General features: G+C 72.2%; 9 protein-coding genes. 5 read left to right on the top strand and 4 right to left on the bottom strand.

Annotated features, from left to right (window positions below; genetic code table 11):
• Position 1 precedes the first annotated feature (1 nt).
• Both ACIRSS_RS08395 and ACIRSS_RS08390 read right to left on the bottom strand, forming a co-directional pair.
• The gene (locus ACIRSS_RS08395) at positions 2–2,332 is read right to left on the bottom strand and encodes a molybdopterin cofactor-binding domain-containing protein (protein WP_400892167.1); all 2,331 of its coding nucleotides are present in this window, start codon (positions 2,330–2,332) and stop codon (positions 2–4) included.
• Between the two features lie 151 nt (positions 2,333–2,483).
• Positions 2,484–3,695 (bottom strand): PucR family transcriptional regulator, encoded by a 1,212-nt coding sequence (locus ACIRSS_RS08390; protein ID WP_400892164.1) that lies wholly within the window; start codon positions 3,693–3,695, stop codon positions 2,484–2,486.
• A 290-nt stretch (positions 3,696–3,985) separates the two neighbouring features.
• Between ACIRSS_RS08390 and ACIRSS_RS08385 the strand changes: the two genes are divergently transcribed.
• From ACIRSS_RS08385 to ACIRSS_RS08375, 3 genes are all read left to right on the top strand, one after another.
• Entirely contained in the window at positions 3,986–4,777 is a 792-nt protein-coding gene (locus ACIRSS_RS08385; RefSeq protein ID WP_400892162.1) for an SDR family oxidoreductase, read from the top strand.
• Positions 4,778–4,938: 161 nt separating this feature from the next.
• Positions 4,939–5,916, top strand: coding sequence for a hypothetical protein (locus ACIRSS_RS08380; RefSeq protein ID WP_400892160.1), 978 nt, complete (start codon positions 4,939–4,941; stop codon positions 5,914–5,916).
• 88 nt (positions 5,917–6,004) lie between these two features.
• The gene (locus ACIRSS_RS08375; protein ID WP_400892157.1) at positions 6,005–6,802 is read left to right on the top strand and encodes a SigB/SigF/SigG family RNA polymerase sigma factor; all 798 of its coding nucleotides are present in this window, start codon (positions 6,005–6,007) and stop codon (positions 6,800–6,802) included.
• Between the two features lie 34 nt (positions 6,803–6,836).
• On the opposite strand, the gene ACIRSS_RS08370 is transcribed toward ACIRSS_RS08375, so the two are convergent.
• Entirely contained in the window at positions 6,837–7,397 is a 561-nt protein-coding gene (locus ACIRSS_RS08370; RefSeq protein WP_400892155.1) for a TetR/AcrR family transcriptional regulator, read from the bottom strand.
• A 37-nt stretch (positions 7,398–7,434) separates the two neighbouring features.
• Between ACIRSS_RS08370 and ACIRSS_RS08365 the strand changes: the two genes are divergently transcribed.
• A complete protein-coding gene (locus ACIRSS_RS08365; protein ID WP_400892153.1) occupies positions 7,435–8,463 on the top strand; it encodes an epoxide hydrolase family protein in 1,029 nt (342 codons plus the stop codon).
• 163 nt (positions 8,464–8,626) lie between these two features.
• Here ACIRSS_RS08365 and ACIRSS_RS08360 read toward each other — a convergent pair whose 3' ends face one another.
• Entirely contained in the window at positions 8,627–9,205 is a 579-nt protein-coding gene (locus ACIRSS_RS08360) for an ArsR/SmtB family transcription factor (RefSeq protein WP_400892150.1), read from the bottom strand.
• Between the two features lie 204 nt (positions 9,206–9,409).
• Between ACIRSS_RS08360 and ACIRSS_RS08355 the strand changes: the two genes are divergently transcribed.
• Entirely contained in the window at positions 9,410–14,050 is a 4,641-nt protein-coding gene (locus tag ACIRSS_RS08355) for a DUF6531 domain-containing protein (RefSeq protein ID WP_400892148.1), read from the top strand.
• The last annotated feature ends 18 nt before the right edge of the window (positions 14,051–14,068 follow it).

Below are 14,068 nucleotides of genomic sequence, written 5' to 3'. Positions count from 1 at the left end.
CCTAGTAGGCGTGGTCGAGGCCGTCGGTCGGCGACGGCGGCGTGGACGGCTGCACCGGCAGCGGCTCGAAGGAGAGCGTGCCGTGGTTGATCGGGAAGGAGGTCGGCATCTTGCCGACCGCGCGCGCGTACGCGCAGGCCACCGCGGCGAACGACGGCGCCACCGCCAGCTCGCCGGCGCCACTGGGGCTGGACGAGGTGTTCGGCATGATGACGACCTGCGTCTCGGGCGGGGTGTTCCACTCGCGCGTGTAGAAGTAGTTGTCCCAGCTGCCTTCCAGCGGCAGCCCGTCCTTGATGTGGATGCTCGAAGTGAGGCACATCGCGATGCCGTCGTTGAGCCCGCCGATCATCTGGGCTTCCAGGCCACGCGGGTTGATCGCGAAGCCGGGGTCGACGACGACCAGGGCCTTCGTCACGCGCGGGCCGGTGACGCCGTCGCGCACCTGGCGGTTGACCGTTTCCGGCCGGCAGTCGATCTCGACCAGCACCGCGACCGCGCCGCGGTACTCCGAGTGCAGCGCGATCCCCTGCGCCACCCCGGCGGGGAGCGAGCGGCCCCAGTTCCCGACCTGGACGGCCTTGTCCAGCACCGCGCGCAGCCGGTCGTCCTTGAGGAACTCGCGGCGGAACGCCACCGGGTCCTTGCCGAACTTCTTCGCCAGCTGGTCGACGACGAGCTCTTCGGCGGTGACCACGTTGGGCGAGTAGATGTTGCGCATGCTGCCGGTGTTGAACTTCAGCGGGATCTCGTTGAGCAGCTGGGTCGTGACACCGAAGTTGTACGGCGAGGACTGGCTCAGCAGGAAGATCGACTCGGCGAAGCTGAGGTTGCCGCCGATCGGCAGCTTCGCGGCGGTCGCGGTGATCATCTCGCCCAGCCCGTGGCTGAACTCGGTCTGCACGCTCGTGTGGCGCTGTTCGAAGCTGACGACGTTGCCGAGCAGGTAGGTCGCCCGCACGCGCGACACGCACATCGGGTGGATGCGGCCCTGCCGGAAGTCGTCGGTGCGCGACCACATCAGCTTGACCGGCTTGCCCATCTTCTGCGACGCCTCCGCCGCTTCGGCGGCCGCGTCGTGGAACAGGTGCCGGCCGAACGACCCGCCGCCCTGGGTGACGTGCACGGTGACCGCGTCCTGCGGCATGCCCAGCAGCTTCGCGATCTCTTCCTGGGCGACGATCGGCACCTTCAGGCAGGACCAGATCTCCGCGCGGTCGGCGCGGACGTCGGCGATCGCGGCGCCCGTCTCGAGCGGGCTGTTGCTGGCGGCGGCGAACGTGAACTCGGCGTCGATGTACTGGTCGAGCAGGCCCGGCACGGTCATCGGCAGCTGCGCGGCCTTGAGCTTCTTGAACACGGTCGCGTCGGACTCGCCGTCGACCGTGCCCGCGCCCCAGGTCACCTTGAGCGCGCGGATCGCGTCGATGCACTGGCCGAACGTGCGGCCGCGCACCGCGACGCCGTGCGAGATCGCGGCGACGTCGGTGATCCCCGGCATCGCCTTGACCTCGGCGGCGTTGAGGATCGAGCGCGGGGTGCCGTTGATCGTCGGCGGCCGGGCGACCATCGTCGGCAGCGCGCCCGGGACGTCGAGGTCGAGGGTGAACTGCTTGGTGCCGGTCACCGACGCGTGCGCGTCGAGGCGGTTCTGCGGGGTGCCGAGGACCTTGAACTCCGAGCGCGGCTTGAGCGTCGCGGCCACGCTGATCGTCGTCGCGGACGCGGCGGCCTTCGCCAGCGAGCCGTAGCTCGCCGTGCGACCGGAGGAATCGCGCACGACGCCGCCGGACGTCGTCAGCTGCGACGCCGGCACGCCCCACTTCGCGGCGGCCGCGGCCAGCAGCCGCTGCCGGGCGATCGCCGACGCCGTCCGGACCGGCGTGTAGATGCTGCGCATCGAGTTGGAGCCGCCGGTCAGCTGGTTCATCAGCAGCTCGGGCCGGGCGTCGGCGAGCGTGACGTCGATCTTGTCCAGCGGGAGGTCGAGCTCTTCGGCGATCATCATCGCCACCGCGGTGGTCATGCCCTGGCCGACCTCGGTGCGCGGCACGGCGAACGCGGCCCGGCCGTCGGCGCCGACCTGGACGCTGATCAGGCCCGACGTCGGCAGCGCGGCGAGGTTCTGCAGGTCGCCGAGGTCGAAGATGTCCTCGGGCTGGGGCAGGGACGGGATCGCCGCGTCGGCTTCGCGGGGGGCCAGTTCGGAGCCGCCGATCTGGGCGGCGACGGCGAGCGTGGGCGCGGCCAGCACGAAGCCGAGGAACCGGCGGCGGGCCATCGAGCGCGGCTCGGGCCCGGGTGGTGGGACGGCGGGGTCGTGTTCGGGCATGAGCGGCTGGGACCTCTCGAACGACGGTGTGGGAGAGCGCGGGCCGGAGCACCGCCGGCCGGAGTGTTGCACAGATCACGCCGCCGAATGAAGGACCTGGGTGCCTACATTTGGCCTAGTGTCGTTGTGCACTGTGCACAGGGGGTACCGGTCAGGGCACGCGCGGTGGCGGGAGGAACGGCAGCGCGCGGACGACCAGGGCCAGCTCCAGGGCCAGTTCCCCGCCGGTCAGCGACCGGCCGGTCAGCTCCTCGAGCCGGTGGATCCGGTTGAGCACGGTGTTGCGGTGGCAGTGCAGCGCCTGCGCCGAGCGGGTCGCCGAGCCGCCGGTCCGCACCCACGTCGCCAGGGTTTCCAGCAGCGGCCCGCGCTCGGCCGTCCGCAGGTCCAGCAGGCCGCCCAGCCAGTCCTGCTGCAGCGACTCGGTCAGCTCCGGCGAGGAGAGCAGCAGGGCTTCGGGCAGCCGTTCGGCCAGGCAGACGACCTCGACGCGCCCCGGCGGGACCGTCCGCATGGCGAGCACCGCCTGCCGGTAAGCCGTGTGCACCGCCGCCAGCCCGTCGACGACCAGCGACACCCCGGCCGGCACGGTGAGCACCGACCCGATCGCGCCGACGACGCCGGTCACCTCCCGGCCCGGCAGGGACACGAGCCCGACGAGCACGTCCGCGCGCGACTGCCAGGCCGACGCCGAGCCGAGGTCCTCCAGGGCGGAGCCGAGCGGCTCGGCGAAGGCGCCGTCGCCGGGACCCGCGGCCGCGACGACGACGTAGGGTCCCGAAATCGGCAGGCGCAGCACCCGCCCGGCCTCGTAGGCGAACCCCGCGTCGGCGGCCCGGCCCTGCAGCAGCCCCTCCCACAGCGACGCGCGGCGCTGCTCGTCCGCGCGGACGAAACTGCGTTCCGCCGCGTGGTAGGCCAGCGCGACCTGGGCCGAGGTGGCGTCGACGACCTCCCAGACGCGGGTCGCCAGGTCCAGCATGGCCTCGTTGTTCACCGACCCGGTCGCCCGGGCCTGCGCGGTGAGGGCCTGCCAGACCAGCCGGCCGCCGATGCGGAACGACCGCAGCACGTCGTCGAGCGGGAGCTGCTGCTCGGCGCGGCGCCGTCCGGTCGCCTTCGCCGCGTCGTAGAGGTCTTCGCCGCTGCCGGTGCCCCGGCCGATCAGCTGCAGGACCCGGCGGAGGTTGTCGTGGCAGGAGCGCCAGAGGTCGTCGTCGGGCACGACGTCGACCACGCGGTAGCCGGGGTTCTGCTCGCCGATGACGGCGACCAGGGCGCCGGTGAGCTCGTCCAGCTCGTCCAGCACCCGGGCCGCCAGTGACCACGCGGTGTCCCGGGCGTCCGCCCGCGCCTCGCCCATCCGCACCACCACTGTCGCGCTCTCTTCGGCGCGTCAGCCTACGTCGGCGGTTGCGTTCCCGCTCACCTCACGAGCGCGAACCCCGGGTGCGGCGGCTGGTTGTACGCGGTGTTCCGCCACGCGACGGCCTCCGTGGTCGCGGCCGGCTTCGACGTGTCTTCGTCCACTTTGAACTCTTCGAACCCGGCCCGGGATCAGGCCGACGCGCCCGGGGCGAAAGTATCGGCGGATTCGACTACGTCGTCGAAAACCGGTCGATGCGCGGTGCTTCCCGGACTACCGTTCGCGGCGTGCCGAGCGGATCACTGGAGGGCCGGGTCGCGGTCGTGACCGGGGTCAGCCGCCGGGCCGGGATCGGCTTCGCGGTGGCCGCGGAACTGCTGGCGGCCGGCGCGTCGGTGCTCGTGCACTCGTGGTCCCCGCACGACGCGGACCAGCCGTGGGGCCTCGATCCCGCCGGCGACGCGGGAGTCGTCGAACAGCTCGGCGGCGAGGGTCACCGGCTGCGGCACGTCGCCGCCGACTTCGCCGATCCGCAGGCGCCCGCGAAAGTGGTGACCGCTGCCGTGGAAGCGTTCGGCGCGGTCGACGTGGTGGTCGCCAACCACGCCCGGAGCTCGAACCACGGCCTCGCCGAAGTGACCGCCGCCGAGCTGGACCTGACCTGGGCGGTGAACGCCCGCGCGAGCGTGTTGCTGGCGCAGGCGTTCGCGGCCGTCCACGACGACGAGCGCCCCGGCGGGCGGATCATCCTGTTCACCTCCGGGCAGCACCTGGCGCCGATGAGCCAGGAGCTGCCGTACGCGATCAGCAAGGGCGCGATCCACCAGATGACGCTCACCCTGTCCGACGCGCTGGCCGACCGCGGGATCACGGTCAACGCGCTCAACCCGGGTCCGGTCGACACCGGCTGGGCGGACCCGGACCTCGCCGAGCGCGTCGGCCGCGCCCTGCCCGCCGGGCGGTGGTGCCGCCCGGACGAGGTGGCCCGGCTGGTCCGCTGGCTGGCCTCCGACGAAAGCCGGTGGATCACCGGTCAGGTCGTCAACGCCGAAGGTGGCTTCCGCCGCTGGGTCATGTGAGTCCGATGTGGACAGCCGGGCCGCGTCCGGTCGCCGCCCGGAATGGCGCAACGAGCGCCCATTGCCCGCGCCCGGCGGGCTCGGTACAGTCCGAGACGGCAAGATCGTTCTCGCCGACGCCGCGTTGCCCACCTCCCGCCCACCCGGCCCAGGAGCACGACGTGCGCATCCCCTCACGCTTTCTCACCGTCCTCTTCACCGCGCTGCTCATCAGTTCCGTCGGCAGCGCCGACGCCGCGACGGCGCAGTGGCCCGGCGATCCCGCCGTCACGGTCGCCGACGCCGCCGGCTTCTTCGGCGAGAACCTGAGCGGACTTTCCTTCGACGGCCCCGACGTGCTGTGGGCGGTCAAGAACGGTCCCGGCACCCTCTACCGGCTCGTCCGCGACGGCGGCAAGTGGAGCCCGGCGAGCGGCTGGCCGTCCGGCAAGAAGCTGCACTACCGCGACGGCAGCGGCGACCCGGACGCCGAGGGGGTCGTGGCCACGCCCGACGGCGTCTTCGCCGCGACCGAACGCGACAACGACGGCGACGGCAGCCTGCTGAAGGTGCTGCGGTTCGACACCGCGTCGCCGGCCGGGTCGCTCAGCGCGGTCGCCGAGTGGGACCTCACCGGCGACCTGCCCGCGGTCGGCGACAACGGCGGGTTCGAGGGCATCACCTGGATCCCGGACTCGTTCCTCACCGCGAACGGCTTCCGCGACGACCACGCGAAGGCCGCGTACGACCCGGCCGCCTACCCCGGCCACGGCAGCGGCCTGTACTTCGTCGGCCTCGAGGACGAAGGCATGGTCTACGCCTACGCCCTCACCCAGTCGGGTGGTGGCTTCACCCGGGTCGCGGCCTTCTCGGCCGGTTTCCCGAACGTGATGGAGCTGGAGTTCGAGCCTTCGGCCGGCCGCCTCTGGTCCATCTGCGACAACACGTGCGGCGGCAAGACGGCGACCTTGAAGATCGTCAACGGGAAGTTCACGGTGACGGCGACCTACGCGCGGCCGTCGAAGATGCCGAACTACAACAACGAAGGCTTCGCGATCGCCCCGCAGTCGACGTGCTCGTCGGGACGCAAGGCCGTCGTGTGGGCCGACGACTCCGACGACGGCGGCCACGCCCTGCGTGCCGGGACGCTCTCCTGCTGAGCCCGGTTGCTCCGGATGTACCAACGAAACACCAGGTCGTGTGGTTTGCGGCGGCTTTGGGTAAGTGGTCACCATGGTTGTCAGAGCCTTGGAGCGACCCACCGCGACGCTCACCCCCGCGCCTCGGCGGACCAACCAGTTCGCCCATTGCGCTCCGCTGTTCGACGAACGCAGCGAGCTCACCCCCGGGGATCCCCGGCACGCCGAGCTGCGTGCCCGGCTGATCACCGAGCACCTCGCCCTGGCCGAGAACATCGCCAAGCGCTTCGGCGGCCGCGGCGAGTCCTTCGACGACCTCGTGCAGGTCGCGCGGACCGGCCTGATCCACGCGGTCGACCGCTTCGACCCGGGCCGCGGCCGGGACTTCCTGTCCTTCGCGGTGCCGACGATCATGGGTGAGGTCCGCCGCCACTTCCGCGACAGCGCGTGGTCGATGCGCGTGCCGCGGGCCCTGAAGGAGCTGCAGCAGAACCTCGTCAAGGCGACCGGCGAGCTGGCCCACGACCTGGGCCGCTCCCCCACGCCGAGCGAACTCGCGGCGCACCTGGACATCGACGTCGAGACCGTCCGGGAAGGACTGTTGGCGGCGGAGGCGTACAAGCCGGCCTCATTGGACGCTCCGGCCCGCGGCGGCGGCGACACCGGCACGATCGGCGACCAGCTGGCCGACCGCGAATCCCCGTACGCCAAGGCCGACGACCACCTCACGCTGGAAGCGGCGATGGCCGACCTCCCGCCCCGCGAGCGCGCGATCATCGAGATGCGGTTCGTGGAGGAGCTGACCCAGAGCCAGATCGCCGAGCGGATCGGGGTGTCCCAGATGCAGGTGTCCCGGCTGCTGGCGAAAACGCTCGAGCAGCTGCGCCACCGGGTGGTTGCCGGCTAGGCGGACGGCGGCCGCGTACTCCCGGGCTTCGGCCTCACCCGTCAGCCAGGCGCTGGATCGTCTCGCCCAGCCACGCCTCGAGCTCGGCCGGGTCGCCGAGTTCGGCGCGCAGGACGCGGCGCCGGGTCGAGACGCCGAGCACGAACGCGTCGATCGCGGCGGCCCGGGCGCGGGCCTGCGCGTCGTCCAGACCACTGTCGCGCAGGTAGCCGTGCAACGGCTCCAGGGAGTTCGCGTCGAGGAACGCGGCGAGCGCCTCCGCCGCCTCGGGGCGTTCGCCGGACGCGCGTTGCAGCACCAGCAGCGGGTCCTCCCCCGGGTCGCCGAACCAGCGGCGGACGATGCTCGCCGCCAGCCGCGACCCCAGCGTGGCGCGGTCGCCGTCGAACGAGTCCGCGACCGGGATCTCGACGCGGGTGGCGGCGAGGAACAGGCCGTCCTTGCCGCCGAAGTAGCGCGTGATGAGGTTGGGCGACACGCCGGCCGCGTCGGCCACGCCCTTGACCGTGATCGCCGTGTACCCGTGCCGGGCGAACTGGCGTTTCGCGTGCTCCAGGATCCGTTGCCGGGTGGCCGCCGCGTTGCGCGAAGTCATGTGTACGAGCATACACATCATGTGTACAGTGATACACATGAGCGACGAACTACGCGACAGACTCCGGCGCACGCGGCGCGTCACCACCCCGTGGAGCGACGACCCGGCCCGCGGCATCGGCCGCGCCCGCCTCGACGAACTGCTCGACCGCTGGGCCAACGGCTACGACTGGGACGTGCACGAGCGCCGCATCGACGCGCTCCCGTGGACGACCGCGGGGGCGCTGCGGGTGATCCACCAGCGAGCCGCGGATCCGGACGCCCCCGTCGTCGTGCTGCTGCACGGCTGGCCGGACTCCGTGCTGCGGTTCGAACGCGTCCTGCCCCTGCTCGGTGACCTGCACGTGGTGGTTCCCGCGCTGCCGGGCTTCCCGTTCGCGGCTCCGCTCACCGAGCCCGGCATGTCCGCCGGCCGGATCGCGGGGCTCGTCGCCGACGCCCTCGCCGAACTCGGCTACGCGCGCTACACGGTGTCCGGCGGCGACATCGGCGGAACCGTCGCCGAGATCCTCGCAAGCGGTCACCCGGACCGGGTGACCGCCCTGCACCTGACGAACGTCGCCCCGCAGCGCGCGCTCACCGCCGACCCGGCGACCCTCGCCCCGGACGCGGCGGCCTACCTCGGCCGCGCGGCGCGGTGGTTCCGCAGCGAGGGCGGGTACATCGCCGAGCAGTCGACGCGGCCGAACACGCTCGCCGTCGCCCTCGGCGACTCCCCCGCCGGGCTCGCCGCCTGGCTCGCCGAGAAGCTCGATTCCTGGTCGGACGCCTCGGCTTTCACCCCGGACGAGCTCCTCACCTGGATCACCGCGTACTGGGTCACCGGCACGATCGGCACGTCGTTCGCCACGTACGCCGAACCGGTCACGCTGCCCGGCCGGGTCGAGGCGCCGACCGTGCTGTCGGTGTTCCCCCGCGACACCAAGCCGGAGCCGCGCAGCTACGCCGAGGTGTTCCTGAACATCCGCGAGTACGTCGAACACCCGTCGGGCGGCCACTTCGCGGCCTGGGAACGCCCCGAGGCCTACGCGGGCGACGTGCGGCGGGCGGTGGAACTGGGCGCCTGAGCCAGTCTCAGCCCGGTTTCCACGAGGACCCACCCGAGGCGCTGCCGTCGCGTTCCTTCGCGCCGGACGCGGACCGCCGCCCGCCTCAGGTCCGCTTCGCGCTCGCGGACGAGCTCCTCGGCCAGCAAGAAGTGCACCATCGGTTCCCCCTCAGTCGGATTCTTCAGTCGGTTTCTTCGGGCCGCGCTTGCCGCGGGAACGCCGACCAGTGCGCGAGCACGTCGTGGTCGCCCGCTCGCGCGTCCCGGCGGTAGCGGTCGATCACGGCGTCGACCTCGGCGCTCATCGCGGCCGCTTCCTCGGGCGTCAGGCTCAGCCGGACGTCACTGAAAACGGCCTTGTCGTGCCACTGGTCGATCCACCGCGGCAGTTCACTGACGAACCGCGACTCGGCTTCGTACCGGTGCTCGATCACCGAGCGCAGGTAACTGTCCAGCGGCGCCGCGAGGTCCGGGTCGCCGATGAAGTCGGCGGCCCGCATCCGCGTCGACTTCTGGACCGGCTTCCACCACCGTTCGCGCTTGTTGCCGCGTTCGCTGTCCTCTTCGACCAGGCCGGCCTCGGCGAGCAGCCGCAGGTGCCAGCTGGTCGTGCCGGAGCTCTCCCCGACCCGCTTGCCCAGCCCGGTCGCGGTGGCCGGGCCGTCCGCCTGCAGCAGTTCGAGCATGCGCATCCGCAGCGGGTGGGCCAGCGCCCGCAGCATCCGCGCGTCCAGCCGCCGCGACGGCTCGTCCTCGGTCATGCCACCACGATAAACCACAGAGAGTCCTTTGCAAAGAGTCCTCTGCGGTTGCTTTCGCCCGCGAAATCCCAGGTTGCCCGCCCGAGCCAGGGATCACCGGATTTTCGGGCAACCCGAACCTTCGCCGTGGTGGCGCTGCTACGTTCACCGGAAGCTCTTTGAAAGTTTGACGAATGTTCGCCGTGACGTCAGGAAGGTCGCGTTGTGGGCAACCCGCTGGTCGCGGAGACCAAAGACTCCACCAAGGCGTACTCGGGCATTTCGCTGCTGGAGTCGGCGAACGACCTGAAGTCCGCGATCGAAAGCGGCGACTGGGCGTCGGTCGCCCTCGGCGCGGTCGGCACCGCCCTCGACGCCCTCTCCATGGCCATGGACCCCTTCGGCGCCATCCTCGCCGCCGGCGTCGGCTGGCTCATCGAACACGTCGGCCCGCTCAAAGAAGCCCTCAACGCCTTGACCGGCAACGCCGATGAGATCGCCGCTCAGTCCGAGACCTGGAAGAACGTCGCCACCGAACTCGGCAGCGTCGGCCAGGACCTCACGGGCATGGTCAAGACGGACATCTCGTCGTGGACGGGCAATGCCGGGGACGCCTACCGGCAGCGGGCCCAGGACACGGTCACCCTGCTCGAAACCGCGCAAAAAGGCTGCGAAGGCGCGTCCAGCGGCGTCAAAACCGCCGGCGAAGTCGTCGCCGCCGTGCGTGCCCTGGTCCGGGACATCATCGCCGAACTCGTCGGCCACCTGATCAGCTGGGCGCTGCAAGTGGTGTTCACGCTCGGCATCGGGATGACGTGGGTCGTCCCGCAGGTGATCACCGCCGTCGCGAAGACCGCGTCGAAGATCGCCGACCTCACCAAGCGCCTCGTCAAAGCACTGCAGGCGCTGATCCCGCTGCTCAAGCGCGCCGGCGACTTGTTCGGCGACGCGGCGAAGGCGCTGAAGAACATCAAGCCCGGCAAAGCCGCGCCGCCGCCGAAGCACGCCGACATCAACGGCAACCCCAAGGACCTCGGTGGTCCCAAGGGCAAGGGTGACCCCGACGCGCCGCCGCCCAAGACCGACCCGCCACCGAAGACCGACCCGCCGCCCAAGGGCGACGACAGCACCAGCACGTCGGGCGCGAAGGGCGACCCGCCGCCCAAGAGCGATCCGCCGCCGAAGACCGACCCACCACCGAAGAGCGACCCGCCGGCCGACGGCCCGCCGCCGAAGGCCGACCCGCCCGGGGGCACCCCGAAAGGCAGCCCGGACGGCGGTGGCAAGCCGAAGGGCGACCCCAAGGGCGACGGACCGCGCGACCGCGCGGTGCCGGACGACAAGAAGGTCTGCGTCTCCGACCCGGTCGACGTCGCCACCGGCGAGGTCGTGCTGACGCAGGTCGACCTGACCCTGCCCGGCGACGCCGGCGACCTCGTGCTGTCGCGCACGCACCTGTCGGCCTACCGCGCCGGCCGGTGGTTCGGGCGCTCCTGGGCGTCCACTTTGGACCAGCGGCTGGAGGTCGGCCGCGACCAGGTGCGGTTCTACGCCGAGGACGGCATGGTCCTGGTGTACCCGCTGCCCGGCGGCGACCGGCCCGTGCTGCCGCTCGAAGGACCGCGCCACCCGCTGCGCCGGACCGCCGAGGGCTACCGGCTCTCGACCGGCACCCGCGACCTCGGGTTCGCCGACGGGCCCGGCCCGGTGCGGCCGCTGACGCTGATCGAGCAGGGCGGCTCCCGCACCACGATCGACCACGACGGCAGCGGCGCCCCGCGGCTGCTGCGCCGCGACGACGGCACCGAAATCAGCGTCGAGTCCGGCGGCGGCCGGGTCACCGCGCTCGGCGTGCCCGGCGGCGCGCCGGTCGTCCGGTACGGCTACAACCGGCTCGGCCAGCTGACCCAGATCGCCGGCTTCGCCGGGCGCCCGGTGAACCTCGACTACGACGTCGACGACCGGATCGTCGGCTGGCAGGACCGCACCGGCACCTGGTACCGGTACGTCTACGACGCCGCGGGCCGCTGCGTCCGCAGCGTCGGCGCCGAGCGCTACCTCAACGGCACCTTCGCCTACGACACCGGAACCCGGACCACCCGGCACACCGACGCGCTGGGCCACACCTGGACCTACCGGATGAACGAGGCCGGGCAGCTCGTCGAGCGGACCGACCCGCTCGGCCACACGCGCCGCTACTCGTGGACCCGCTACGACGACCTGCTCTCGCAAGCCGACGAGCTCGGGCGGATCACGTTCTACGGCTACGAAAACGGCGTGCTGGCGACCGTGACGCGGCCGGACGGTTCCGTCGTGCGGCTGACACCGGCCGGGACGGGCGAGGTGGAGCTGCGGGCCGGCGACGCGCGGGTGGTGGCCGCGGCGGCCGATCCGTACGCCGCGCTGCCGGGCGTCTCCACCCGGTTGCGCGTCGACGGCCCGGCGGACGCCCTCGGCGACGAACCCGTGCTCACCGCGGCGGTGCGGCCGGGCGACCGCGACCCGTTCGGCCGGCCGCGGCTGGTGCACACCGCGTCCGGCGGCGCGGCCCGGCTGGGCTGGACGGCCGAAGGGCAACGCTCTTGGCGGATCGGCCCCCACGGTGAGCGGGAGAGCTGGCGCCACGACGGCGAAGGGCGTGTCGTCGAGCACCGCGACGCCGCCGGGCGGACGACGCGGCGCGCGTACGGCCCGTTCGGCCTGCCGATCGAGGAGTTCGACGCCGCGGGTGCGCGCACGGCGTACGGCTACGACGCCGAGCTGCGTCTGGTCTCGGTGACCAACCCGCGCGGCCAGACCTGGCGCTACACCTACGATCCGGCCGGGCGGCTCGTCGAGGAGACCGACTTCGACGGCCGCCGGCTGACCTACGCCTACGACGAGGCCGGGCAGCTGCGGAGGATGACCAACGGCCTCGGCGAAGTCACCGAGTACGCCTACGACCAGCTCGGCAACGTCGTCGAACGCCGCACCGCCACCGGCGTCACCGGGTACGCCTACGACGCGCTGGGCCGGCTCGAGTACGCGATCAACGCCGACTCGGTCCTGCAGATCGTGCGCGACGAGCGCGGACGCGTGCGCGAGGAGACCGTCAACGGGGTCGGCGTGCGCTGGACGTACGACGCCGCGGGCGTCCACCGCACCACACTGTCCGGTGTGGACAGTGAGTGGCGCTACGACGGCGAACTGCCCGTGTCGCTGCGCGTCGCGGGCCACGAAATCGCGTTCGAGTACGACGAAGCCGGTCGCGAAGTCCGCCGCGCGGTCGACGGCGCGGAGGTCCAGCGTCAGGTCTTCGACGCCGCGGACCGGCTCGGCGAGCAGGTGATCACCGGCCTGGGCCGGCGCACCTACACCTACACGCCGGACGGCCGGCTCGCCGCGATCGGCGACGCGCGGCAGGTCCGGTTCGGGTTCGACCCGGCCGGGCGGGTCGCGGAGGTGCTCACGCCCGACGGCGTCGAACGCTTCGCCTACGACGCGGCGGGCCGGCTCACGCCGCCGGCCGGGACGCGGTACGGCCACGACCCGCAGGGCCGGGTGACCAGCCGGGTGCACGCGGGCGCCGAGTGGCGGTTCGTCTGGGACGAGCTGGACCGGCTGATCACCGTCATCGCCCCGGACGAGTCGTTCTGGACGTACCTCTACGACGCGCTCGGCCGGCGGTTCGCCAAGCGGCGCTGGGAACTCGGCGACGACGGCGCGCCGCGGCAGACGGCCGAGACGTGGTTCGTCTGGAGCGGCGCCGAGCTCGTCGAGGAGATCGAGCTGACCGACGACGGGCACTCGCGCGTGCTGACCTGGGAGCGTCATCCCGACGACGGCCGGCCGGTGGTGCAGGTCGAGCAGCGGGGTTCCGAGGTGCGGTTCCACACGGTGGTGACGTCCCCGGCGGGCACGCCGACCGAGCTCGTCGGCGCGGACGGGACCATCGGCTGGCAGGCGCGCACGAGCTTCTGGGGCGAGCTGCTGCCGTCGACGTCCGGCACCGCGCCGATGCCGCTGGCCTTCCCGGGCCAGTACCGCGACGCCGAGACCGGGCTGCACTACAACGTCTACCGCTACTACGACCCGCAGACGGGCCGGTACCTGAGCCAGGACCCGCTCGGCCTGGCCGCGGCGCCCGACCCGGTGGGCTACGTCGAGCAGCCGCACCTGCAGAGCGACCCGCTCGGCCTGGTGCAGAGCCCGTGCGGCAAGACGGGCGGCCCGAAGGCCCCGGACAACCCGGCGGGCGGCGGCGACGCGGCGAAGCTGCCGCCGGGGTCGAAGAAACCGGACGGCCTCGACGAGTTCCGCGACCCGGACGGCAAGATCCGGCCGCACAACATGACCGACGAGCAGTACGCCAAGTTCTCGAAGAAGTGGGACGAGATGATGGCGCCGGGCAAGGACAAGTCGTGGTTCTGGTCGGGCGGGCACATCAAGGACTCGGTCGTCGACCCGGCGACCGGCAAGCCCATCTCCGAGTCGAAGTACCACGGCTCGATCGAGAACCCGGCGATCGACCTGGCCAAGAAGAACGGCGGCAACACCCTCGAAGGCCTCCTGAAGGACAACGGCGTCGAGATGCCGAAGTTCTCGGACAACCACCCGAACGGCGAGAAGGTGTGGAAGGACGCGTCGAAGGCCCTGGCGCACAACGCGGAGGGCGACGTCCACATCGCCCTGCCGAACACCCCGGGCAAGTCGAGCGGCTGGCCCGGTCAAGGCGACGAGCTGGGTTCCCGGCGGCCGAACAACGTGTTCGACATGGACGAGTTCCCGATCCTGCGCCACAACCCGAAGGTGGACAAGGTCATCGCCCACGACACCGACTACCCGGACGCGCCGCCGGTGGTCATCTGGGACAAGAACAAGCGCTGAGCTCAACCGGCGGCGGTG

Origin of the sequence: Amycolatopsis sp. NPDC101161, assembly GCF_044768185.1 — a bacterium.
GTDB lineage: Bacteria > Actinomycetota > Actinomycetes > Mycobacteriales > Pseudonocardiaceae > Amycolatopsis.
This window is presented reverse-complemented; position numbering and strand designations above follow the sequence as displayed.